This is a genomic window from Demequina sp. NBRC 110053, from assembly GCF_002090095.1.
Lineage (GTDB): Bacteria > Actinomycetota > Actinomycetes > Actinomycetales > Demequinaceae > Demequina.
This window is the reverse complement of the sequence record NZ_BBRJ01000002.1, coordinates 1,743,110-1,764,819: the sequence shown is the minus strand read 5'-3', so window position 1 is coordinate 1,764,819 and position 21,710 is coordinate 1,743,110. Positions and strand designations below refer to the sequence as shown.

Annotated in this window: 23 protein-coding genes; 9 read left to right on the top strand and 14 right to left on the bottom strand. The window is 71.5% G+C overall.

Features of this window, described 5'->3' with window-relative positions; genetic code table 11:
* Positions 1-57: 57 nt before the first annotated feature.
* Genes B7K22_RS08275 through B7K22_RS08250 form a run of 6 tightly spaced genes read right to left on the bottom strand, consistent with a single transcriptional unit; the run spans position 58 to position 4,174 of the window.
* Positions 58-573, bottom strand: a complete 516-nt coding sequence (locus tag B7K22_RS08275; RefSeq protein ID WP_144276308.1) for a pilus assembly protein — start codon at positions 571-573, stop codon at positions 58-60.
* A complete protein-coding gene (locus B7K22_RS08270) occupies positions 566-964 on the bottom strand; it encodes a TadE/TadG family type IV pilus assembly protein (protein WP_084039443.1) in 399 nt (132 codons plus the stop codon). Before B7K22_RS08270 ends, B7K22_RS08275 begins: the two co-directional genes overlap by 8 nt.
* Positions 936-1,121 (bottom strand): hypothetical protein, encoded by a 186-nt coding sequence (locus tag B7K22_RS08265; RefSeq protein WP_084039442.1) that lies wholly within the window; start codon positions 1,119-1,121, stop codon positions 936-938. The genes B7K22_RS08270 and B7K22_RS08265 overlap by 29 nt, the downstream gene beginning before the upstream one ends.
* A gap of 38 nt (positions 1,122-1,159) precedes the next feature.
* The gene (locus tag B7K22_RS08260) at positions 1,160-2,083 is read right to left on the bottom strand and encodes a type II secretion system F family protein (RefSeq protein WP_234983361.1); all 924 of its coding nucleotides are present in this window, start codon (positions 2,081-2,083) and stop codon (positions 1,160-1,162) included.
* The gene (locus B7K22_RS08255; protein ID WP_084039441.1) at positions 2,080-2,940 is read right to left on the bottom strand and encodes a type II secretion system F family protein; all 861 of its coding nucleotides are present in this window, start codon (positions 2,938-2,940) and stop codon (positions 2,080-2,082) included. The genes B7K22_RS08260 and B7K22_RS08255 overlap by 4 nt, the downstream gene beginning before the upstream one ends.
* A 1-nt stretch (position 2,941) precedes the next feature.
* Entirely contained in the window at positions 2,942-4,174 is a 1,233-nt protein-coding gene (locus tag B7K22_RS08250) for a CpaF family protein (protein WP_084039440.1), read from the bottom strand.
* Positions 4,175-4,260: 86 nt separating this feature from the next.
* Here B7K22_RS08250 and B7K22_RS08245 point away from each other — a divergent pair, with 86 nt between their 5' ends.
* Both B7K22_RS08245 and B7K22_RS08240 read left to right on the top strand, forming a co-directional pair.
* Positions 4,261-4,962 carry an SOS response-associated peptidase gene (locus B7K22_RS08245; protein ID WP_371327663.1) on the top strand — a complete coding sequence of 234 codons (702 nt, stop codon included), beginning with the start codon at positions 4,261-4,263 and terminating at the stop codon, positions 4,960-4,962.
* A gap of 75 nt (positions 4,963-5,037) precedes the next feature.
* The gene (locus B7K22_RS08240; RefSeq protein WP_084039438.1) at positions 5,038-6,204 is read left to right on the top strand and encodes a serine hydrolase; all 1,167 of its coding nucleotides are present in this window, start codon (positions 5,038-5,040) and stop codon (positions 6,202-6,204) included.
* 16 nt (positions 6,205-6,220) lie between these two features.
* Here B7K22_RS08240 and B7K22_RS08235 read toward each other — a convergent pair whose 3' ends face one another.
* Positions 6,221-7,078, bottom strand: coding sequence for a biotin--[acetyl-CoA-carboxylase] ligase (locus B7K22_RS08235; RefSeq protein WP_144276307.1), 858 nt, complete (start codon positions 7,076-7,078; stop codon positions 6,221-6,223).
* A gap of 33 nt (positions 7,079-7,111) precedes the next feature.
* On the opposite strand from B7K22_RS08235, the gene B7K22_RS08230 reads away from it, so the two are divergent.
* From B7K22_RS08230 to B7K22_RS08215, 4 genes are all read left to right on the top strand, one after another.
* Entirely contained in the window at positions 7,112-8,701 is a 1,590-nt protein-coding gene (locus tag B7K22_RS08230) for an acyl-CoA carboxylase subunit beta (protein WP_084039437.1), read from the top strand.
* Positions 8,698-8,931: an acyl-CoA carboxylase subunit epsilon gene (locus tag B7K22_RS08225; protein WP_144276306.1), complete on the top strand. Its 234-nt coding sequence runs from the start codon at positions 8,698-8,700 to the stop codon at positions 8,929-8,931. Before B7K22_RS08230 ends, B7K22_RS08225 begins: the two co-directional genes overlap by 4 nt.
* Positions 8,932-9,042: 111 nt before the next feature.
* A complete protein-coding gene (locus B7K22_RS08220; protein WP_084039436.1) occupies positions 9,043-9,951 on the top strand; it encodes a hypothetical protein in 909 nt (302 codons plus the stop codon).
* A 19-nt stretch (positions 9,952-9,970) separates the two neighbouring features.
* Positions 9,971-10,567 carry a vancomycin high temperature exclusion protein gene (locus tag B7K22_RS08215; protein WP_084039435.1) on the top strand — a complete coding sequence of 199 codons (597 nt, stop codon included), beginning with the start codon at positions 9,971-9,973 and terminating at the stop codon, positions 10,565-10,567.
* Positions 10,568-10,571: 4 nt separating this feature from the next.
* Here the strand turns inward: B7K22_RS08215 and B7K22_RS08210 are convergent, their stop codons facing one another.
* Positions 10,572-10,934: a DoxX family protein gene (locus B7K22_RS08210; RefSeq protein ID WP_084039434.1), complete on the bottom strand. Its 363-nt coding sequence runs from the start codon at positions 10,932-10,934 to the stop codon at positions 10,572-10,574.
* 96 nt (positions 10,935-11,030) lie between these two features.
* Here B7K22_RS08210 and B7K22_RS08205 point away from each other — a divergent pair, with 96 nt between their 5' ends.
* Positions 11,031-11,540: a MarR family winged helix-turn-helix transcriptional regulator gene (locus B7K22_RS08205; protein WP_159448814.1), complete on the top strand. Its 510-nt coding sequence runs from the start codon at positions 11,031-11,033 to the stop codon at positions 11,538-11,540.
* 37 nt (positions 11,541-11,577) lie between these two features.
* On the opposite strand, the gene B7K22_RS08200 is transcribed toward B7K22_RS08205, so the two are convergent.
* From B7K22_RS08200 to B7K22_RS08175, 6 genes are all read right to left on the bottom strand, one after another.
* Positions 11,578-12,447, bottom strand: a complete 870-nt coding sequence (locus B7K22_RS08200) for an SMP-30/gluconolactonase/LRE family protein (RefSeq protein WP_084039432.1) — start codon at positions 12,445-12,447, stop codon at positions 11,578-11,580.
* Positions 12,448-12,457: 10 nt separating this feature from the next.
* A complete protein-coding gene (locus B7K22_RS08195; protein WP_084039431.1) occupies positions 12,458-13,411 on the bottom strand; it encodes a 3-hydroxyacyl-CoA dehydrogenase family protein in 954 nt (317 codons plus the stop codon).
* The gene (locus B7K22_RS08190; RefSeq protein ID WP_084039430.1) at positions 13,408-13,869 is read right to left on the bottom strand and encodes a ribose-5-phosphate isomerase; all 462 of its coding nucleotides are present in this window, start codon (positions 13,867-13,869) and stop codon (positions 13,408-13,410) included. Before B7K22_RS08190 ends, B7K22_RS08195 begins: the two co-directional genes overlap by 4 nt.
* Positions 13,866-15,620: a dihydroxyacetone kinase family protein gene (locus B7K22_RS08185; protein ID WP_084039429.1), complete on the bottom strand. Its 1,755-nt coding sequence runs from the start codon at positions 15,618-15,620 to the stop codon at positions 13,866-13,868. The genes B7K22_RS08190 and B7K22_RS08185 overlap by 4 nt, the downstream gene beginning before the upstream one ends.
* On the bottom strand, positions 15,617-16,582 hold the full coding sequence (locus B7K22_RS08180) for a sugar phosphate isomerase/epimerase (RefSeq protein WP_084039428.1): 966 nt from the start codon (positions 16,580-16,582) through the stop codon (positions 15,617-15,619). The genes B7K22_RS08185 and B7K22_RS08180 overlap by 4 nt, the downstream gene beginning before the upstream one ends.
* A 245-nt stretch (positions 16,583-16,827) precedes the next feature.
* Positions 16,828-17,529: a GntR family transcriptional regulator gene (locus B7K22_RS08175; RefSeq protein WP_234983360.1), complete on the bottom strand. Its 702-nt coding sequence runs from the start codon at positions 17,527-17,529 to the stop codon at positions 16,828-16,830.
* Positions 17,530-17,891: 362 nt separating this feature from the next.
* On the opposite strand from B7K22_RS08175, the gene B7K22_RS08170 reads away from it, so the two are divergent.
* Both B7K22_RS08170 and B7K22_RS08165 read left to right on the top strand, forming a co-directional pair.
* Complete coding sequence (locus B7K22_RS08170; RefSeq protein WP_234983359.1) at positions 17,892-20,534, top strand: alpha/beta hydrolase-fold protein; 2,643 nt, start codon at positions 17,892-17,894, stop codon at positions 20,532-20,534.
* Positions 20,535-20,609: 75 nt separating this feature from the next.
* Positions 20,610-21,710 (top strand): hypothetical protein, encoded by a 1,101-nt coding sequence (locus B7K22_RS08165; protein ID WP_084039426.1) that lies wholly within the window; start codon positions 20,610-20,612, stop codon positions 21,708-21,710.

The following is a 21,710-nucleotide window of genomic DNA, read 5'->3' as shown; positions in this document are numbered from 1 at the left end:
TCGCGGACTGCTCAGCCGCCGCATCGGCATTGCTCGCGGGTCGCGCCGAGGCGACCGTCACGGCGTCCACAGCAGCCCCGCGTCCGCCCGCGACTGCGCGGATACCTCGACCTCGAGCGGCACGGCGTCCGCCAGGAAGCTCGGAATCCCGGGCAGAGGCACCGTGAGCGCGACGTGGGCCACGACCTCGCCGTCCGATCCGACGCAGCCGCCGGACCCGCATGCAAGCTCCACCGCTTGCTCTCCGTTCACGTCGAAGTCCTCGACCGCAAGCGTCACCATGGCGCCGGCCACCTCCCCTGCTGCGGCGATCGCCTCGGTCTCGGAGGCTCCCGCGTCGAGGGCGTCGGAGATCGCGAGCGCCGCGCCGCGCGCCGCGGCCGCGCTCGCTCCTTCGGCGGCGTAGGTCGCCGCCTGGACCTGGGCGATCGCGATCACCGCGTACACCAGCGGGACCAGCAGCAGGACCGTGACCCCCAAGAACTCGACCAGCGCTCCGCCGGCGTCGTCGCGCCGCCTGACACACGCGTCGGCGCTGCCGCTGGCACTCCGGCGGCACGGGTCGCTAGCCATCACCGGACTCCTCGAAAGCGCGCGCCTCGACCCGCAAGGTGCCGGGGCCCCACATCCCGACCACGGGAGCGGGAGCGCTGAGCTCGACCACCGCGACCGGTGCGCCGTCGACGCTCGCCTCCCACGCATCGGTGTCGACCGCGATTCCGCCGAGGGCGTCCCTGGCGAGCGACCGCGCACGATCCTCGCCGTCGGCAAGCCCGCGGTCGGCCTGTGCGGCGGTACGGGCGCCCTCGTAGGCGCTCGACGTGAGCGTGTTCCTGACGTGGAGCGCGAGCACGAGCTGCACCAGCGCGAGCCCGAGCAGCACGACCAGGGAACCCACCAGCACGAACTCGACGGTCGCGCTGCCGCGCTGCCGCTCAGGGTCCAGTGACGGACTCGATCGCATCGGTGAAGACCTCGCTCAGCGCCGGACCCGCAAGCGCCCAGATCAGCGCGACGAGCCCAGCGGTCATCAATGTGATCAGCACCCAGCCGGGCACATCTCCGCGGTCGGACTCCGCTCCCGCTGTCACCTCGCGGATCGACCTCAGCAGCCGTGTCATGCCTGCCCCCTTCTCCTTGGTTATGCGCCGTTGGCGGGCTATCCGCCCAGATTGATGGCCACCACGCCTGGGTAGACGGCGAAGATCACCGTGACGGGCAGCACCAGGAACACCACCGGGACGAGCATCGCGATCTCTCGCCGGCCACCCTCCTCGAGGAGCTCCTGATGGCCCGCCGCGCGGATGTCCTGCGCCTGCGCCTGCAGCACGTCGGCGAGCGGGGTTCCGCGGTCCATGGCGGTGGCGATGGCTCCCGCGAATCGGTGCATCGCAGGCACCCCGACATCACTGGCCATGCGGTGAAGGGCGGTCGGAAGGCGTTCGCCTGCGCGCACCCGCGCCAGGGCGCGCTCCAGCTCGCCCGCGACGACGCCCGTGCTGGTCTTCGCGACGCGTTCGAGCGCGGCCGGCGTCGACTCCCCAGCCGCCACGGCGAGGGCGAGGAGCTCCACCACGGTGGGCAGCTCAGCGATCACGCGACGCAAGCGCTTGCGAACGGCCGAGGTAAGCACGAGGTCGCGCGTCACGAAGCCCACCGCGCCCGCGACGATCACCAGCACGGCGGCGGCCACGGCACTGGTGCCGCGGGTCGCGATCAGCACGCCGCCCAGGACGCACCCGAGCGCCAGGCCAGCGCCCGCGCAGGCCACCTGCTGGGCTCGATACTGATCGGGGGTCGTGCGCTGGCCGGCCTTCGCGAGGCGGCGCTCGAGATCCCTGGCGCTCACGCCCCAGCGCTCGAGCAGCCGCGTCGCGTCCCGCGCGACCGGCGCGAGCAGCCGCTCGAGGGTGGGGAAGGGAGTCACCGTCGTCTCGCGCGCCGCGACCTCGTTCTCCAGCGGTGCGCGGACGAACGGTGCGATCCGCTGTTCGAGAGTGGGCCGGCGCGCTCGGAGCCACGCGGCCACGAGCGACGCGCCGAGCGCGAACATGGTCCCGAGGACGACGGCCTGGATGATCACCGCAGCACCCGGCTCTCCTGTGGCAGTCGCCCGACGCGCATCATCAGTCGATACGCCACGACCGTGCACACCCCGCCGCCCACGAGCACCGCTACGCCCACGGGCGAGTCGTAGGCGGCCGTCGTCGCGCCTTGCGTCGCCAAGAGCGCAAGTACGATCCACGGGGCGGCGACGGCGAGGCGGGCCGCATTGACGGTCCAGCTCTGGCGCGCCTCCAGCTCGCCGCGGAGGCGAGCGTCGTCCCGGAGGAACGCCGCGAGGGTCCTCAGCACGCGACCCACGTCGGTCCCGCCCACCTCCCGGGTGAGGCGCAGCGTCTCGACGGTGCGATCCGCGACCGGGTCCGCGAGCCGCGCCTTGAGGACGTCGAGGCAGTCCGCGAACCGTCCTGAGGCCCGATAGTCCTCGGCGAAGCGCTGGAACGGCTCCCTGAGCTCGTCGGGCCCCCGCGTGCCCACCTGGCTGATCGCCTCGGGCAGCGACAGTCCCGCGCGGATGCCGGATGCGAGCGTGTCGACCACGTCGGGCCACAGATCCCTGGTGGCCACGGCCCGACGGCGCGCGCGGCTGGCTACCAGCGCGAACGGCCCACGAGCCACGATCACGGCGAAGCACAGGCCGATCACCGCAGAGCCGGTGAGCCCGGCGATGGCGATCCAGGCGAGCACTGCGAGACCGATCGATGTCAGCACGAGCGCGACGGGCGTGACGCCGGGAGCGCCCGCGCGCACCAGCGCGTCCTGGGTGCGCGCCGCCCACCCTTCGCGCCGTCGCTCGGGCGCGGGCGACGGTGCCCAGAACGACCACCACACCAGGTACGCGCCGATGCCGAGCACCACCCCCCACCACGCCTCCACGTCACGCCCCGCCCAGCAGCTGGGTCACGTCGTGGCCGCGCGATGCCAGCCGGTCCTCGCGAGGCGGGAAGCCGGAGCCCCGCACGAGAGCGCCACCGCGCCGCTCGAAGAGCGTGGACGTCTCGATCACGCCTCCCTCGGCGCGTCCCGTCACGCCCACGATCTCGCGCACCTGGCGCGCGCCCGTGCGCAGGTCGAGGTCGAGGTGCACCACCACGTCGATCGCCGAGGCGACCGTCGGGACCACGAACCGGTCGGAGACGTTCTCCCCCGCGAGCAGCGGCAGCGTGCACATCTTCGTGATCGCATCGCGCGCCGAGTTGGCGTGGATGGTGCCCATCCCGGGGATGCCGGCGTTGAGGGCGATGAGCATGTCGAGCGCCTCGGCCTCGCGCACCTCGCCGATGATGATGCGGCTCGGGCGCATGCGCAGCGCCTCCTTCACGAGGCGCCTCAGCGGCACCTCCCCCGTGCCCTCGAGCGACGCCTGCCGGCACTGCATCGCGACCACGTCCCGGTGTGCGAGCGCCAGCTCGAACACCTCCTCGCATGTCACGATCCGCTCGCGTGGTGGCACCGAGCCAGCGAGCGCGCCCAGCATCGTGGTCTTGCCTGCTTGGGTCGCGCCGGAGACGAGGATGTTGAGCCCGCTGTCGACGGCCGCTGCGAGGAAGGCGGCGGCGTGAGCAGTCAGCGAGCCCAGCCGCATCAGATCGTTGACGTTGGTCGCCCGAGCGATGTACTTGCGAATGTTGACCGCCCAGTGCTCGCGAGTGATCTCAGGGATCACCACGTGGAGCCGTTCGCCGCCGGGCAGGGTCGCATCGACGAAGGGTGAGCTGAGGTCGAGCCGGCGCCCGCTCGAGCGCAGCATCTGCTCGACCAGGTCGCGCACCACGTCGGCCGAGAGCATCGTGGTCGTGAGCTCCGGCTCGCCGCCGCGCGCGACGAACACCTGGTGTGGCCCGTTGATCCAGATCTCCTCGACCAGCGGGTCGTCCAGGTACTGCTGGAGCGGGCCGAGGCCCGCGACGGCGTCCATGACGGCCTTGGCGGTACCGGGCGCATCGGCCAGCGGCGCCACCGCTCCGGTGAGCGAACGCTGCTCCCACTCCGCGAGCGCCTCCTCGACGAACGCCCGCACCTGCGCGGTGTCCCGGCGCGGATCCGCGCCGGTCGAGCGGATGCGCTCGCGCACGTCCGCCTCGATGCCTGCCACCGCCCCCGTGGTCATAGGCCCTGACAGTAGCGACGATCCGGAGATTGCGGTAGGGCGGCTGTGGACAACGGCCGATGCGCGCGTCAGTGGTCAGTGGCACGATGACAGATATGTGCGGACGGTATGCGAACTTCCTTGCGGAGCAGGACCTCATCGATCACTTCGCGATCGCGACGGTCGCGGACGACGCTCGCCTCGCCCCCAGCTGGAACGTCTCCCCCACGCAGCAGGTGGCGATCGTCATTCCTCCCAAGGACGACGACCCTGGCCGCCGACTCGAGGCCGCGCGCTGGGGCCTGGTGCCCTCGTGGGCGAAGGACCCCGGGATTGGAGCGCGCATGATCAACGCCCGCTCGGAGACCCTCGCTGACAAGCCGTCCTTCCGGACGGCCTTCGCCAAGCGCCGATGCGCCGTCCCCGCTTCCGGCTACTTCGAGTGGCACACGGGTCCCGACGGCAAGCAGCCGTACTGGATCCACACGGAGGATGGCGCGCCGCTCGCGTTCGCGGGGCTCTATGAGTTCTGGAAGGACAAGGCGGCCGCCGAGGACGCCGAGTGGCTCGTCACCACGACCATCGTCACGACGGCGGCGCGCGGCGACATGCGCGACATCCACGACCGCCAGCCCGTCATGATGCAGCCGGACGCTCTCGAGGCCTGGCTCGACCGCGACGCCGACCAGGGCACGCTGCTCGACGTCATCGCCATGCCCGCTCCGGATCTCGCCTCGCATCCGGTGCGCAAGGCCGTCGGCAGCCCCCAGAACAACGCGCCCGAGAACATCGAGCCCGTCGACGACTGAGCTCGTCGAGGCGCGACCCGGCAACCATCTCAGCGGGTCGGGGCTGGTACCGGCGCCCTGTGGCAGGGTGAGCGCATGGCCCGCGCCCGCATCCCGCTCACCAAGCTTCCGCGCGTGTGGCGCCAGTTCATGCGCCCATCGGTGTTCACCCCCGACAGCCTCGATGAGGCCGTGCGTGCGCCCGCGCGATCGGACGCTCATCGCAGTGCAGCGTGGGAGGCCGAGCCCGACGCGGAGCTCACGCAACGCCTGAACGCTCTCGCCGCCTCCGGTGCACTCGACAGGGCGCACGCGGTCCTCGTCACGCGCGGGGGCCGGGTGGCCGCCGAGCACTACGGCCACGGCCCCGACGCCCGCTACGGCGAGCGACTCCGTCCGATCGCCTACGGCCCCGATCAACTCCACGACGTCCGCTCCGTCACCAAGACCATCACCGGGCTGCTGTACGGCATCGCGCAGGACGACGGACTCGTCCCCCCTCCCGAGGCGCACCTGGCAGACTGCCTGCCCGCGCATCGGCCGCTGCTGGAGGAGGCGGGAAGCGCGGACCTCACGGTGCACCACGTGCTCTCGATGACCATGGGCACCGAGTGGCGCGAGGAGGTGCCCTACACGGATGCGCGCAACGGCGAGATCGCGATGGAGCTCGCGCGCGACCGCGACGCCTACATCCTGAGCCGGCCCCGCGTCGAGCCGGCGGGTCGGACGTGGCGGTACTGCGGAGGCGCGAGCGCGCTGCTCGGCACGCTGATCGAGGCGGGCACCGGAGTGTCCTTGCCGCGCTTCGCGCACGAGCGGCTGCTGACACCGCTCGGGATCGAGCACTGGCAGTGGCTCGCGGGCGGCGACGGACGCGCCTCGCCGGCCTCGGGGCTGCGCCTGACCGCACCCGATCTGGCGCGCATCGGGCAGGTGCTGCTTGCAGCCGATGCGCGGGCCGGGTCCGCGGTCACGCCGCCGGTGGTGCCGGACACGTGGCTCGAGCGCGCGACGGCGGTCCACGCCAGCCAGACCTGGGCGCCGGGCCTCGCCTACGGCTATCAGATGTACCTGGGCGGCTCCTTCGCACCCGAGGGAGAGGGTCCCGGCTGGCGCGGCGGCATCGGCAACGGCGGGCAGTACGTCATGGCGCTGCCCTCGCTCGATGCCGTCGCCGTGGTCCTCACGGGCGCCTACGACGCCGCCGGGGCGGAGCAGGGCGCCGAGGCGCGCGCAGTGGTGAGGGACGTGCTGGCCGCGTAGCGAGACGGTGCCCCGCCTAGGCTCGCCGCACGCGAACGTCGCCGGCGAGCACCTCGACGACCCCCGCATCGGCTTCCACCAGCAGCCCACCGGAGGGTCCGAGCCCCACGGCCCGACCGCTCACGGGCGTGCCACCCGGCGCGTCGACGGTGATGTCCCAGCCGATGGTCGCGCACACCCTCTCCACCTCGGGCCTGATCGAGAAGTCGTCCGACTCGCCCTCCCAGGCGGCGACCCCGTCGCGCAGGTGAGCGGCGAGCGAGCGCAGCAGGCGCGCGCGGTCCAAGTCCGTCGCTCCCAGCGTCGCGAGCGACGCCGCGTGGGGCACGGGCAGCTCGGTCGCGGCCTGCGACACATTGATGCCGACCCCGGCCACCACCGCGCGCTGACCCGGCACGGCCTCGCACAGGATGCCCACGACCTTGCGCCACCTGCCCCAGCCGGGGATCTCCTTGGCGCCGGCCTCCACGACCACGTCGTTGGGCCACTTGAGAAACGCGCCCACGCCGGCGTCGCGCAGCGCCCGCACCGTGGCAAGGCCCGCGACGAGCGCAGCCCACCCGTAGGCCGCCGGCGCGATCCCCTCGGGCCGCAGCAGGATCGACACCGTCAGCGCCGCCCCTTGGGGCGTCGCCCACGACCGGCCCGCGCGTCCGCGCCCGGCCGTCTGATGGTCGGCAACGATGCCGCTGAACGCCGGCCAGTCTCCCGGCGCATCGGCGACGGCACGCAGCAGCGCCGTGTTGGTGCTGGGCGACGTGGCCACCACGTCGAGCCGGGACAGCTGCCGCGAGGGGCCCACGATGGGCTCGAGGTCCCTCGCCCTCAACGGCTCGCGCGAGCGCGCGACGGTTGAGGGCGACGGGAGTTCCACGCGGCTAGGCTATCGGGCAGACAAGGGAGGAACGTGTCCGACATCACGCCGAAGAAGTCCACCGCCGGCGCGCTCGACCAGCTGCGCGGCAAGCTCGACGAGGCCGTCGCCCAGCGCGAGACCATCGCCCAGGACAAGCAGCACGCGCGCGGCAAGAAGTCCGCGCGCGAGCGCGTCGAGCAGCTCCTCGACGAGGGCTCGTTCGTCGAGCTGGACGCCCTCAGCCGGCACCGCTCGCGCAACTTCGGGCTCGACGCGAACCGTCCCTACGGCGACGGCGTGATCACCGGGTACGGCACCATCGACGGCCGCCAGGTCGCGGTGTTCTCCCAGGACTTCACGGTGTTCGGCGGCTCTCTTGGCGAGGTGCACGGCCAGAAGATCACGAAGATTCAGGACTTTGCGCTGCGCACAGGGGTGCCCCTCATCGGCATCTCCGACGGCGGCGGCGCCCGCATCCAGGAGGGCGTCGCGGCGCTCACGCAGTTCGCGGAGATCTTCCGCCGCAACGTCGCCAGCTCCGGCGTGATCCCGCAGATCTCCATCATCCTCGGCCCGAGCGCGGGCGGGGCCGTGTACTCCCCCGCCCTCACCGACTTCATCGTCATGGCCGACGGCACGTCGCAGATGTTCATCACCGGGCCCGACGTCATCAAGTCGGTCACGGGTGAGAACGTCACCTTCGAGGAGCTCGGCGGCGGGCAGGCCCACAACGCGAAGTCGGGCGTGGCCCACTACCTCGCCTCGGACGAGGACGACGCGATCGAGTACGTCCAGCACCTGCTCCAGTACCTGCCGCAGAACAACCTGTCGGACCCGCCGGCCTGGGACAGCGAGGCGGACCTCGAGCCCACGGAGGACGACCTCGCGCTGGACACGATCGTCCCCGACTCCGACAACCAGCCCTACGACATGAAGGCCGTCATCGAGACAGTCCTCGACGACGGCGAGCTGTTCGAGATCCAGCCGCTGTTCGCGCCCAACGTGGTCGTGGGATTCGGCCATGTCGAGGGTCAGTCGGTGGGCATCGTCGCCAACCAGCCGCAGTCCATGGCCGGCACGCTCGACATCAACGCCTCGGAGAAGGCGGCGCGGTTTGTGCGCACCTGCGACGCGTTCAACATCCCCGTGCTGACCTTCGTCGACGTGCCCGGCTTCCTGCCGGGCGTCGACCAGGAGCACCAGGGCATCATCCGCCGCGGCGCGAAGCTCATCTACGCATACGCGGAGGCGACCGTGCCGCTCGTGACCGTCATCACCCGCAAGGCCTACGGCGGCGCCTACATCGTGATGGCCTCGAAGCAGCTGGGCGCGGACGTGAACCTCGCCTGGCCCACCGCCCAGATCGCGGTCATGGGGGCTGGCGGCGCCGTCAATGTCCTTCAGCGCCGCGCGCTGGGCAAGGTGGCCGAGGAGGGCGGCGACGTCGAGGTCGAGCGCTCGCGACTCACCGCCGAGTACGAGGAGCAGATCGTCAACCCGTACGACGCCGCCGACCGGGGCTACGTGGACGCCGTCATCGAGCCGTCCCAGACTCGCGCGCACATCGTCCGCTCGCTGCGTGCGCTGCGCACCAAGCGAGCATCCCTGCCGCCCAAGAAGCACGGGAACATCCCGCTGTGAGCGCCGCCGACGCCGCCTCCGGGCTGCGCATCCTTCGCGGCGCTCCCGACGACGCCGAGCTCGCGGCGCTGGTCGCGGGCATGGTCGCCGTCGCGGCCAGCGGCGACGAGGACGTGGCGCCCGGCGCGCCCACGTCCGCGTGGATGGATCGCTCGCGCACCATGCACGGCAGGCGAGACGCGCTCCCCCTGGGGCGCGGCGACGGCGCATGGCGTCACTCGCTGAGGTGACGACGCCCACCCGGCGCACGTCCGGCATGGGCAGCGCCACGGCTCCGTGTGCCCTCCGGCTCGCCCACCAGTGCACGATCGACCACCGGTGCTCGCGTTAGCCTCGCCGCCATGGGACTCTTCAGCCGCCAGCCCTCCGTCGACGCGCACCTGGCGCCGCTGACCACCCGCGAAGCGGATCACCTGCGCCGCGACGTCGTCGCCGCCTTCGCTGAGCACGGAAGTGAGGTCGTCGACCGCGGCGATCACGTCGCCGATGCCGACGGCGGCGTGTACGGGCTCCACAACCTCGCGATGCTGTGCGCCTCGCTGCCCCCGCGCGAGCGACCGGGCGCGATCCGCTCGCATGTGGCCGCGCTGGTGGACTCGAGGAGCACGTCCACGCCTGTCACCCTCGCCGACATCGAGCGGGCGGGCTACGTCCGCGCCATGGACCTCGCCGCCGTGCCGGACGGAATCCGCGACGAGCTCACCCCGTACTCGCGCCGGGTGGGCGACTCGCTCATCGCCTTGCTGACACTGGACGCTCCGTCCGCCGTCACGACCGTGGGCCCCGATGACCTTGCCCGGCTCGATCTGCGCGCCGCCTGGTCCGCGGGCATGGCGAACCTGCGGGCAGTCGAGGTGGACGCACGCGAACAGCAGGATGTCGACGGCTGCACCGTGCACTCGCTCGCTGGCGAGTCGTTCTTCGTCGGGAGCCGCATCCTCGTGCTGGAGGACGAGGTCGCACGCGTGGGAGACGCACCCCACGGCGCGGTGGTCATCGCACCGGACCGCCACCACCTGCACTTCCACGTGGTTCGCGACATCTCCGTGGTCGCGGCGGTGAACCTGCTCGCGAAGGTCGCGGGCGGCGCCTACGCCCAGGAACCCGGTGCCATCTCCCCGCACGTGTACTGGTGGCGCACCGGGGCCCTCACCCCACTGACGCAGCGGCGCGACGATGGCGCCCTCACGGTCGTGCCGCCGGACGACTTCGTGACGCTGCTCAACCGGCTCGCCGGCGAGGCGCCGTGACGCCGCCGGGGTACGGCTCGTGATCGGGCGTCTCGCCGCCCTCGCGGCTCTCGCGACCGCGCCTCAGATCTACGCCCGTGTGAGCTCGGCGGGCGAGCGCGCCCCCGCCCTCACCGGCCACTTCCGGAAGGCCGACGCGGCGCTCGTGCTCGGCGCACGGGTGTGGCAGGACGGACGGCCGAGCCTGTTTCTGCGCCAGAGGGTGGAGGCGGCGGCCACGCTGTACGAGCGCGCGATCGTGTCGACGCTCGTGCTCACCGGCGCCGGCCACAACCGCGAGGGCCTCGACGAGACCGAGGCGATGGAGCGCACGGCGCTCGGGCTCGGCGTCCCCGCGAGCGCGATCGTGCGCGACCCTCAGGGGCACGACACCAGGGCATCGGCGATCAACGCTCGCGACGGGCTCGGACTGTCCAGCGTGATCGTGTGCTCGCAGGAGTTCCACCTGCCGCGCGCGATGTGGCTGTGCCGCACCGTCGGTCTCGACGTGCAGGGAGCGCACGCCCCTGTGATCCCGAGGTATCACACGCTGTTCGGCTATGCCCGCGAGGTGCCAGCGACGTGGAAGGCCGCGGTGGAGATCGGTCGCGACCGCGTCGGACCTGACGGGGGCTGAGGGCTCACGCCCAGACGAGGAACCCGAGCACGGCCGCGGCGAGGGCGAGAGCCAGGAACGGCAGCGGTCCGACGACGGGCTCGCCGTGGCGCCGGTGGTTGACGATGGCGAGCACCATCGTGACGGCGAGCCCCACGGCGGCGACGGGAGCGAGGACGGGCGCGATGCCCGTGACCGGCGGCAGGATCAGGCCCAGCGCACCGGTCACCTCGACGGCCCCGATGCCGCGCTCGGCGCCGAGCGTGCGACGCTCGGGCAGCACGCCGGATTCGCGGAGCTTGTCCTCGGACTGGAGGAGCTTGGAGCCGCCCGCGAAGAGGAAGGCCGCGGCGGCGATGCCGGCCACGATCCAGTAGGCGATGGTCATGCTGGCCTCCTTGCGAGGGCTCTCGACAATAGTTGACGTCTCAACTTGATGCTAGAGGGGCCCGCGTTGAAGCGTCAAGTTGTTAGAATCTGTGCCATGACCGCCGAGGTACGCGCCCCTGCATCCTCGGAGCTCTCGAGCTCCGAGGAGCTGCTGTGGCGCCGCTTCTCGGCGGTGATCGGAGCGCTCCCCGGCATCCTCGACGAGCGGCTGCGCGCCGCGACGGGGCTCAATCACTTCCAGTACACCGTCCTGGACGCCCTGTCGCGCCAGCCCGGCGGCAGGCTGCAGCTCACGCAGATCGCACGCTCGTCCGACGCCTCCTTGTCGAGGCTGTCGCACTCCATCACGCGACTCGAGGCGGCGGGGCTCGTCACGCGGGAGACCTGCGACCACGACCGCAGGGCAAGCTGGGCGGTGCTGACCGGCAAGGGCGCCTCGATCATCGACGAGTCGCGTAACGCGTATACCGGCATCATCCGCGCGACGCTGCTCGACAGGGTTCCGGCCGAGCACCAGGAAGCGCTCACGGCGCTGCTCACGTCGCTGCTTCCGGGCGAGGTGGCCGAGCAGTGCGCGGAGCTCGACGAGGACCTCGCTCGCTGAGGGTCGGGCCCGCGACTGGCGTCGAGTCCCGCACCCGTCAGCCAGCGAAGCGGTGCTCAGGCAGGCCGGGCACCGCCACCTGGGTGGAGAACAGACCGCCGTCGTCGGACTCCGGCCGGTCCATGCCCTGCCGCGCGCTCGTGATGAAGAGCGTCCTGAGGTCGTCACCGCCGAAGCCGGGGCAGGTGGGCTGGTGGGCGGGGACGTGCACGCGCTCGGACAGCACTCCTCGCGCGTCGAACCGGTCGACGGCTCCGGCCCCGTACCGCGCCACCCACACCCCACCGTCGGCATCGACCGCGAGGCCGTCGGGGAAGCCTCGCTCATCCCCGAGGTCGACGAAGGTCCGGCGGTGCGAGACCTCGCCCCGCTCGACATCGAAGTCGAGTGCGAGGACCACCTTCGCCGTGGAGTCGATGAGATAGAAGACGGCACCGTCGGGACTCCATCCCATGCCGTTGGCCAGTCCTAGCCCGGTCACCATCTCGGTGCACGTGCCGTCGGGATCCACGCGGTGCACGGATCCTGGGCCACCGTCGGGATCGAGGCTCATGGAGCCCGCCCACAGGCGCCCGCGCGCGTCACACCGGGCGTCATTGAGCCGGTGCGTGGCGGGGACGAAGCCGCGTGCCAGCCACGAGAGGCCTCCCTCAGGCCCCATCATCGCCACGCCCTCGCGCAGGGCGAGCGCAAAGCCGCCTGCCTCACGAGGGATGGCCGACCCCACCGGCTGCCCGCAGGCGTACGTGTCGCGCTTGCCGCTCGTGGGCCGCCACGTGTGCACCGCGCCCGCCATGATGTCGACCCAGCTGAGCTCGCCGCGGCCAGCGTGCCACGACGGCCCCTCCGCGAGCTCGTGCGTCCCCAGATCGAGCGGCTGAGCCCAGTGCGTCGGCACGGGTTCCATGGGTGCGACCCTAGTAGCGAACGGGCGCGGGGCCGAGCTCGTCGATCAGCTTCTGCATCGCCACGTAGGCGCGGTTGCGGTAGGCGACCAGCTCCGGGAGAGACTCGGGAGCGGCGTTCAGGAAGCCGCGGCCGCTCTTGACTCCGAGCGCTCCATCCTCGACCAGGTCCTCGAGCACCACGGGCGTCGCGAACCGCTCCGGAAACGCGGACTGCAGGCTCTCGTAGCAGAAGCGGTACACATCGAGCCCGGCCATGTCGGCGATCGCGAAGGGCCCGAAGAATGGCAGGCGGAAGCCGAAGGTGGTCCGCACGATCGCATCGATCGACTCGGCGTCAGCGACCCCCTCGTCGATGAGCTGGGTGGCCTCGTGGAACAGCGCGTACTGGAGCCGGTTCAGGACGAAGCCCGTGGCGTCCGTGATGCGCGCGCCCATCTTCCCGGACTGCGCGAGCAGCGCCTCGACTGCGTCGGCGTGCGCGAGGTCGGTGCCCTCGTGGGGGATCACCTCGACGCCGGGGATGAACGGCGCCGGGTTCGAGAAGTGCACGCCCAGGAAGCGCTCGGGTCCGCTGACCGCCTCGGCGAGCGCGGTGATCGAGATGGTCGACGTGTTGGAGCCGATGATCGCGTCCGCGCGAGCCGCCTCGCTGATGCGCGTCAGCGCCTCGTGCTTCACGTCGATCTTCTCGAACACGGCCTCGATCACGAGATCCGCGCTCGCCGATGCCTCCTCGATCGATGCGGCGGCCGCGATCCGGGTGGCCACCGCGTCCGCGCCGCCCTCCGGGAAGAGCCCATCGGCCTCGAACTGCTGCGCTTCGCGGCGCACGCGCTCGAGGCTCGCCTGTGCGGCATCCTCGCTCACATCGGCGATCACCACGTCCCTGCCCGCCAGCGCGAACACCTGAGCGATCCCGCCACCCATGTACCCGGCCCCCACGACCGCGATCGACGTGATCATCGTTCCTCCTCATATGCGCAGATGGCGTCGACCTTGTCCTTGGACGCGGACGACGGGTCGAAGGTGTGCGACAGCCACTCCAGCACGAGCTTCTTCGCGAGCTCGAGCCCGATGACGCGCTCGCCCATGCACAGCACCTGGGCATCGTTGCTCAGCACCGAGCGCTCGACGGAGTAGGCGTCGTGGGCCGTCACGGCTCTCACCCCGGGGACCTTGTTGGCCGCGATCGCGACGCCCAGGCCCGTCCCGCAGATGAGCAGTGCACGGTCGGCGCGACCGTCGGCCACGGCGCGCGCGGCGGCGACCGCGACGTGCGGATAGTGGGTGTGCTCGTCCTCCCCCACCCCCACGTCCGTCACCGAGGCGACCCGCGCATCGGCCCTGAGCACCTCCGCGAGAGCCGTCTTGTATCGGAAGCCGGCGTCGTCGCCGCCCACCACGATGCGCAGGCCGCTCATGGCGTGACCCCCTCTGGCGATACGACGGCGGCGGCCAGCATCGCGAACGACGTCGCGCCCGGATCCGCATGGCCCACGCTGCGCTCGGCGAGCGGGCGAGCCCGGCCCTTCCGAGGGGACAGCTCCGCCGTCTGCGCGGCGGCGGCCGCGGCAACGGACGCGCCGCGCGCGAGCGCGGCGGGCAGGTCGAGACCCGCCGCCGCCGCGGCGTCGAGGGCGTCGGCGTAGGGGACCATCGCGTCGAGCATCGTCTTGTCTCCCGTCTGCGCGCCTCCCAGACGCGCGATGGCCTCGACCGCCGCGCGCACCGCGCGGGCGACGTCTGCCGTGGACGTCGCGGCTGCCGGGCCCAGCGACCGACCGAGCACCTGGAGCCCCTCTCCCCACAGCGCCCCCGAGGTGCCGCCAGCGCGATCCGCCCACGCCTGTCCGGCAGCGGCGAGCACCTCATCCACCGGGCCGTCGCAGGCACGCGCCGCCTCGAGGGCCTCGCTCGCACCGCGCACCATGCCGCTGCCGTGGTCGCCGTCACCGGCGATCGCATCGAGCTCGCCCAGCTCCCGTGCCTTCGCGCGGAGCGTCTCGACGGCGGTCGCGAGGCACCGCACAGCGACCTCGGAGACGACCGCCTGCTCGCCTTCGGCACGGGAGGAGGTCGAGACCGCGCGTGAGGGAGAGAGGTCGCTGTGCGGAGCGTCTGTGGGGGTACCCGCGGTGTGCCGCGAGCGGCCTGCGTGAGCACCGGCGTCCTCGCCGGCAGCGGGCACGCGATACGCGGGGGTCTCACACGGGGCAGCCCAGAGGGGCTCGAGCTCGTGATCGAGCCACACCACCGTGAGCGACACCCCGCCCATGTCGAGGCTCGTGACGATCTCGCCCACATCCGCGTACGCGATGTCGAGGCCGCTCGCCGCGAGGAGGTCGTGGATCTCGCCGTAGAGCACGAAGAGCTCCTCGTACTTCACGGCGCCCAGGCCGTTGAGGAGAACCGCCACGGCGCCGTCGTGATGGGCGGGCCGCTCGTCGAGCAAGGGCCGCGCGAGAACGCCGGCGAGGCCCGCCGCGTCCGGCATGGGCTCGTCCCGCACGCCCGGCTCGCCGTGAATGCCCAGACCGACGGAGATCATGCCCTCCGGGACGGTGAACAGAGGCTCGTCGGCCCCCGGGAGCGTGCATCCCGAGTACGCCACCCCCATCGAGACGGTGCGATCGTTCGCGAGCCGCGCGAGACGCTCGACCTCGTCGAGGCTGTCACCGCGCTGTGCGGCGGCGCCCGCGATCTTGAAGACCACGTGATCGCCGGCGATGCCGCGGCGCTCGTGCTTGGCCTCGACGGGCGCGCTCGCCACGTCGTCGGTGACCAGGACGGTCCTGCAGTCGATGCCCTCCTCGCGCAGCCGCTCCTGAGCCCGACCGAAGTGCATCACGTCGCCCGCGTAGTTCCCGAAGCTGAAGAGCACCCCGCCGCCGGCCTGCGCCTCTGCGGCGACGCGGTAGGCCTGGTCAGCAGAGGGCGAGGTGAAGACCTGCCCGCACACCGCGCCCGCCGCCATGCCGGGCCCCACGGTGCCGGCGAAGGCGGGATAGTGCCCGGACCCGCCGCCGATCACGAGCGCGACGTGGCCGTCCGGCAACGGGCGCGCTCGCACCACACCGCCATCGACGCGCCTGACCAGGTCGCCGTAGGCGAGGGTGAGGCCGCGCAGCGCGCGGTCGACGAAGGTGTCGGGGTCGATCCGCATGTGCGTCATGCCGCCACCAACGCCTGCTGGTCGACGCGGCTGACACCCAGCGCGTAGTCGGCGCGCCGCGGCAGCACGCGGCGCAGATACTCTCGGTTGGTCGCGCACACGCTGAGCCCGTCGCCGCCGTAGTTCTCGAGGCAGATGACGCCCTGGAAGCCGTGCGCGAGCGCGAGCTTCACGGCCTCGCGGTAGCTGATCAGACCCATCTCCATCGTGGACGGGATGGCGACCGCCATGCCGGTCGCAGGGTCCTCATCGCGCGAGTAGTTCTTGGCGTGCCAGAAGTTCGTGTAGGGCAGGGTGCGCTCGAGCATCTCGCGCCAGTCCTCGATGGGCCCCGGCAGACGGATGAGATTGCCGATGTCGGGGTTGAGCCCCACCTCGGGCATGCCGATCTCCTCCACGAGCCGCACGGCCGATGCGGAGGTGCCGAGGTACGTGTGCTCGTACATCTCGAGCGAGACCAGGAGACCGAGATCGGCGGCGTGGCGGCCCAGCTCCTGGAACCGGCGCACGGCGAGCGCGAAGATCTCGGTGTCTTCCGGGTCGCGGTGGCCCTCGACCCTCCAGAACCACAGGGCCTCGCGCTGGGCGGGGGTGAGGGCCTGGTGCAGGCCGAACGAGACCACGCCGACGCCGAGCGCGGCCGCCGCATCGAGCGTGCGGTGGGAGTAGGCGAGGTTGTCGAGCCCGTCGCGGGCATCGATGACGCTGCGACGGATCGCGGAGATCGAGGGGATGGCGATGCCGGCCGATGCGGCGGCTTGGGACAGCGCGTCCAGCTGCCGTGGACCGAGGTCGCCCGGGCGCACCCAGCTGTCGGTAAGGTCGACGTGGTCGAACCCGGCGTCCGCGACCTCGGTGAGCACGTCCTCAGCCTGGTCCGGCCAGTCTCCCCGTCCGGGGTCTGCGGGCGCGAAGTTGAGCACGCTCGCCGCGATGGGCCAGTCGTGGGCGGTCAGTGGCATGGATCCTCCTCGATCACACATCATGCACGATACATGATCACGGTCCAGCTCTCCTGGGCGCGTCCCGCATTCACTGCGCCAGCAAGTCGACGTGGGCGCGGGCGCACGGAAGTCCGCCTCCGGCCCCCGGTCGACGGGCTGCCACCTGTTCCGGCGCCGCGCGTCCCGCCGCCACGTGTACCGCCGCCCCCGCCGTACTCAGCGGCAGGTGGCTCCTGCGACTCTGTGTCTGTCGCGACTCCGTGTCAGTCCCGGTGCTGGCGCTCGGTGTCGACGATGGCCCGGGAGCGCACGCCCTCCAGGTGGCGCACCATCGCAGCGACGGCACCGTCCTCGTCCCCTGCCTCGATCGCGGCGAGGATCGCCGCATGCTCGTGGATGGTGGGCTCCGCGTCCGTCACGCCCTCGCCCGAGAAGAGCCTGAACCGCTGCACCTGGCTGCCGAGGGACTCGTACGCGCGGGTCAGGAACCTGTTGCCGGCATGGGCGAAGATCTCGCGGTGGAACGCCTCGTCCGCCTCGAGATAGTCGCGGAACGTCTCGAAGTGGTCGCCGCGAGGAGCCGCCTCGAGACGCGCCACGGCATCGCGCAGGCGCCGCTGCAGCTCGGGCGACGGGGACGCGACCGCCCGTCGGACTGCGACGGGCTCGAGCGCGAGCCGCACGTCGACCAGCTCGGCCAGCTCCTCTGGCGTCAGCACCGGCGCCACGCGATAGCCCTTCATCGCGTAGCGGCGAACGAGGCCGGTCGACTCGAGCCGAGCCAGCGCCTCGCGCAGCGGCGTCGACGACACTCCGAGCTCGCGAGCGAGCGCGTCGATCGACAGCGGGTCGCCCGGACGCACGTCCCCGTCCATGACCAGCGCCATGAGTCGCGCGTAGACCTCATCGACGATGAGGCGAGGCTCGATGGCGCTCGGCCGAGCGCGCTGTCCTGGTGCGGGCACCTCGCCATGCTAGCGATGGCCGCTGCGGCGGCCACTCGCCTGATGGGCATTCCGTCCGATTCGTGTCATTTTTTACAACGTGAGAAATTTCTTCCTCCCACCGGTTGACAGCAGGTATGACCGCCGCCACGATGGTGGCGGGCAAGAATTTACGACGTTGTAAATTTGGCGAATCGGCCGTGCGACGCCGCGAGTTCCTACCCGCGCTCACGGCTTTCGCCGGGACACCGGCCCTCGTCGTGGGCACGCGCTGAAGGCAAGGACGCCTCCGGCGCCCGACACGACAGAGAGGAACAGTGATGTCTGTAGCGCATCACGGGCGCGCCTCGCGCCCACCGGCTCGGAGAAGGACGGCGGCGGCCGTGGCCGCCACGGCGATGGCGACGACAGCGATCGTCGCGGCGGCACAGCCCGCGCTCGCGGAGGACGAACCCTGGGTGGAGGTCACCGACGGCGGGTACGTCAGCTTCGACGTTCCCCGCGAGTACATGGAGGACGAGTTCGGCGAGGTCGGACAGGTGGTGGCCGAGGGCAACTTCGGCCCCGGCGCCAATTGGGCCGAGCTCGGACTCCCGGGCGGGTCGGGCGGCTGGACCGGCACGATGGGCCCCTTGGAACCGGGCCTGTACTACTACCAGATCACGGCCGACGACTTCAACACCGTCAAGGACCCGACGAACCCCACGTCGGTGGAGTCGGAGCCCGAGTGGAGCACGTTCTTCGTTCCCGGAGAGGGCGCAGAGCTCCTCGCCGACGTTCCTGACAACCAGGGCGGCGAGGTCACCACCCTCACCTACGACAGCACCGTCGCCGGCGAGGAGCGCTCCGCGCTCGTCTGGACGCCGCCGGACTACGACGAGGCCCGCGCCGATCCGTACCCGGTGCTGTATCTCAATCACGGCGGCGGTCAGAGCTATCGAGACTGGGTCGAGGTCGGACGCGCCAAGCAGATCCTCGACAACCTCGCGCTCGAGGGCCGCATCGAGCCCATGGTCGTCGTCATGCCCAATGGCAACGTCTCCGACTACGAGGCCGAGCTGCTCGAGAACGTGATCCCCGCGGCGCGCGCCGGCTATCACATCTCGTCCGAGGACTCCCACGAGGCGCTCGCAGGTCTGTCCCTGGGGGGACTGCGGACCCTGAGCACGCTCCTCGGCAACCCCGGCGAGTTCTCGCACATCGGCTCGTTCGCCGGGTTCCTGTTCGGCGGGATCGGCGATGCCGATGCGCAGGCGATCAACGACGGCACCGACCTGCTGCGCATCTACACCGGCAACAAGACCGACGTCGCGTACAACGCCACCGTGAACGTGATGGACACCTTCGATGCCGCTGGCGTCGAGTACGAGTTCGATGGCGTCAACCCCGACCACGGGCACAACTGGGATGCGTGGCAGGAGGCGCTGATCGACTTCGCGCCTCGGCTGTTCCAGGACGTGGACGACCATGGCATGAGCGAGGGGCACCTCGCTCTCGAGGAGGAGTTCGACCTCCCCGCTCCCGGCACCACCCCGACGCCGTGGATCACCGACGACGGGTTCGTGACGTTCGAGACCACCACCGAGTTCGCCGACGCCGAGCACGTGACGGTCTGGGGCAACTGGGGCCCGGGCAACCACTGGGTCCGCCTCGAGCTGAACAAGGCGGGCGACCGCTGGCGAGGCACCTTCGGGCCGCTCGAGCCCGGCGCGTACCACTACCGTCTCATCGTGGACCGCCAGGCCGTGAAGGATGAGTCCAACCCGACCTGGGTACGATCCGAGCCCACGTGGAGCACCTTCTACGTGGCGGGCGACACGACTCGCGGCACGTACCTGGGCGACGTGCCCGAGGGCGAGGGCGGCGAGGTCTCGGAGATGACCTACGACAGCACCGAGGCCGGTGAGGAGCGCACGTCGCTCGTCTGGACGCCCCCGAACTACGATGCCGATCGCGAGCAGCCGTACCCGGTGCTTTACCTGCAGCACGGAGGCGGCCAGACCTACTCCGACTGGATCCAGGTCGGTCGCGCCAAGCAGATCCTCGACAACCACTATCTCAAGGGCGACCTCGAGCCCATGGTGGTCGTGATGAGCAACGGCAACGGGGTCGACTTCCCCACCGAGCTGCTGGAGAACATCGTCCCGGCGGCCGAGTCGCAGTACAACGTCTCGGACGACCCCGACCGGCGAGCCCTCGCAGGGCTGTCGATGGGCGGCGGCCAGACTCTCGACACCGTCTTCTCCCACCCCGGAGAGTTCGCCTACGTGGGCTCCTTCTCCGCCGGGTTCTTCGGTGGGATGCCCGACGTCGACGTCGACGAGTTCAACGAAGGAACGACGCTGCTGCGCCTGTACAACGGTGATTTCACCGACTTCACCTACAACAGCGTGCTGAACGCCATCACCACCTTCGACGAGATCGGGATCGACTATGAGTTCCCGGGCTTCGGCATCGGCCCTCACGGCTGGAACGTGTGGCAGGACGCTCTCATCGACTTCGTACCGCGACTGTTCCGCGGCGAGGACGCCGAGGGCATCGAGCTGCGCGCGACGGTCGAGGAGGCGGCACCTGGCGCCCTGGCGATGACCATCGCCGACTACGGCGACGCCGTCGAGCTCGTGGACGCGGGCAACGCCGGCGACCGGCTGCGCTTCGAGGGCGATCTGCCCACGGTCGTCGTGACGGACTCGCGCAACGATCGCCAGGCGCGCGGCGGCGGCTGGGCCGTCTCCGGTCAGGTGAGCGCGTTCACCGCCGACGAGGAGGTGCTCGGAGGCGAGCACCTGGGCTGGACGCCACGCGTGAAGACGCCGCGTCCGGGCCTCGAGCGGGGCGACCGAGTGAGGACGGTGCTCAGCAATGGGCCGGGCCTCGCCACTCCCGCCCGGCTCGCCGAGGCGAGCGCGGAGGGCCGGTTCGGCAGCGCATCACTGGGCGCCGACCTGGTGCTCGAGGCGCCCGTCGGAACGGCGGCGGGCGAGTACTCGGGGACCATGACCGTGTCCCTGTTCCCGGTCGACTGACGTCGACCTCCGCATGACGGTGCGGCCGGCCGGGAAGCCCCGGCCGGCCGCACCACTCCCCGAAGGACGGACACCATGGCACAGCCCCCCTCACTTCGCGGCCGCACGGCCGCTGGCACGCTCGCCATCGCCGCGCTCGCGATCGTGCTCGCTGGAGCTCCTGCACTGAGCGCGACGACACCATCGCCAAGCCCCGACACGGCCGGGACGACGTGGGCGATCGCGCCAGCGACGGAGGGGATGGCGGACGGGCGGGTCTCGCTGCGCCACACCATCGAGCCTGGTACGTCCGTTCAGGATGCCGTGATCGTCACCAACTACGGACCCGACGCCGCCACCTACGACGTCTACGCCAGCGACGGCATCGTGACGGCCGACGGTAACTTCGACCTCATCGCGCCCGTGGAGGCGCCCTCGGACGGCGGTGCGTGGATCTCCTTCGGAGACGTCCCTGACTCTGAGCCGCGAGAACCCGGCGGCCTGACCGTCCAGATTCCCGCAGAGACCGCACTGGCGATCCCCGTCGAGATCGCAGCGCCTGCGGACTCCACCCCGGGCGACCATCCCGCTGGGATCGTCGCAGAGCTCAGTCGCGAGGATGCGAACGGGGTGTCGTTCGCATCCCGCGTGGGGGTGCGCGTCCATCTGCGTGCCGCGGGCGACCTCGATCCTCGCCTGACGGTCGAGAACGTCGAGGCGACGTGGATGCCCTCCTGGAACCCCTTCGCCCCCGGGACCGTGGAGATCACGTACACCGTGGCCAATCACGGCAATGTTCGCGTCGGGGCAGACCTTGCGGTGCGCCAGTCCGGACCCTTCGACGGGGACCCGCAGCTCGTGGATGACTCGATGCGCGAGGTCCTCCCCGGCCAGACTGCCGAGCTCACGGCCAGCGTGCCCACGTGGCCGCTCGTGCGCGCCTGGGGCGACATCGCCGCATCCCCGACCGTGGTGGGCGAGGATGAGGTGGACGGCTCGCTCCTCACGACCTCCTCGACCCCCTACGCCGCGTGGACGCTCCCGTGGGCACAGCTGTGCCTCGTCCTGATCATCTGCGCGCTCGTCTTCGCCGTCATCGCGTGGCGGCGGTACCGCGCCCGCAAGTGGGAGGCGAGCGTCGCGGCGGCGGCGCAGGCACGACGTGACGCGCCTGACGGCGAGCGAGCCGGTCGCTGA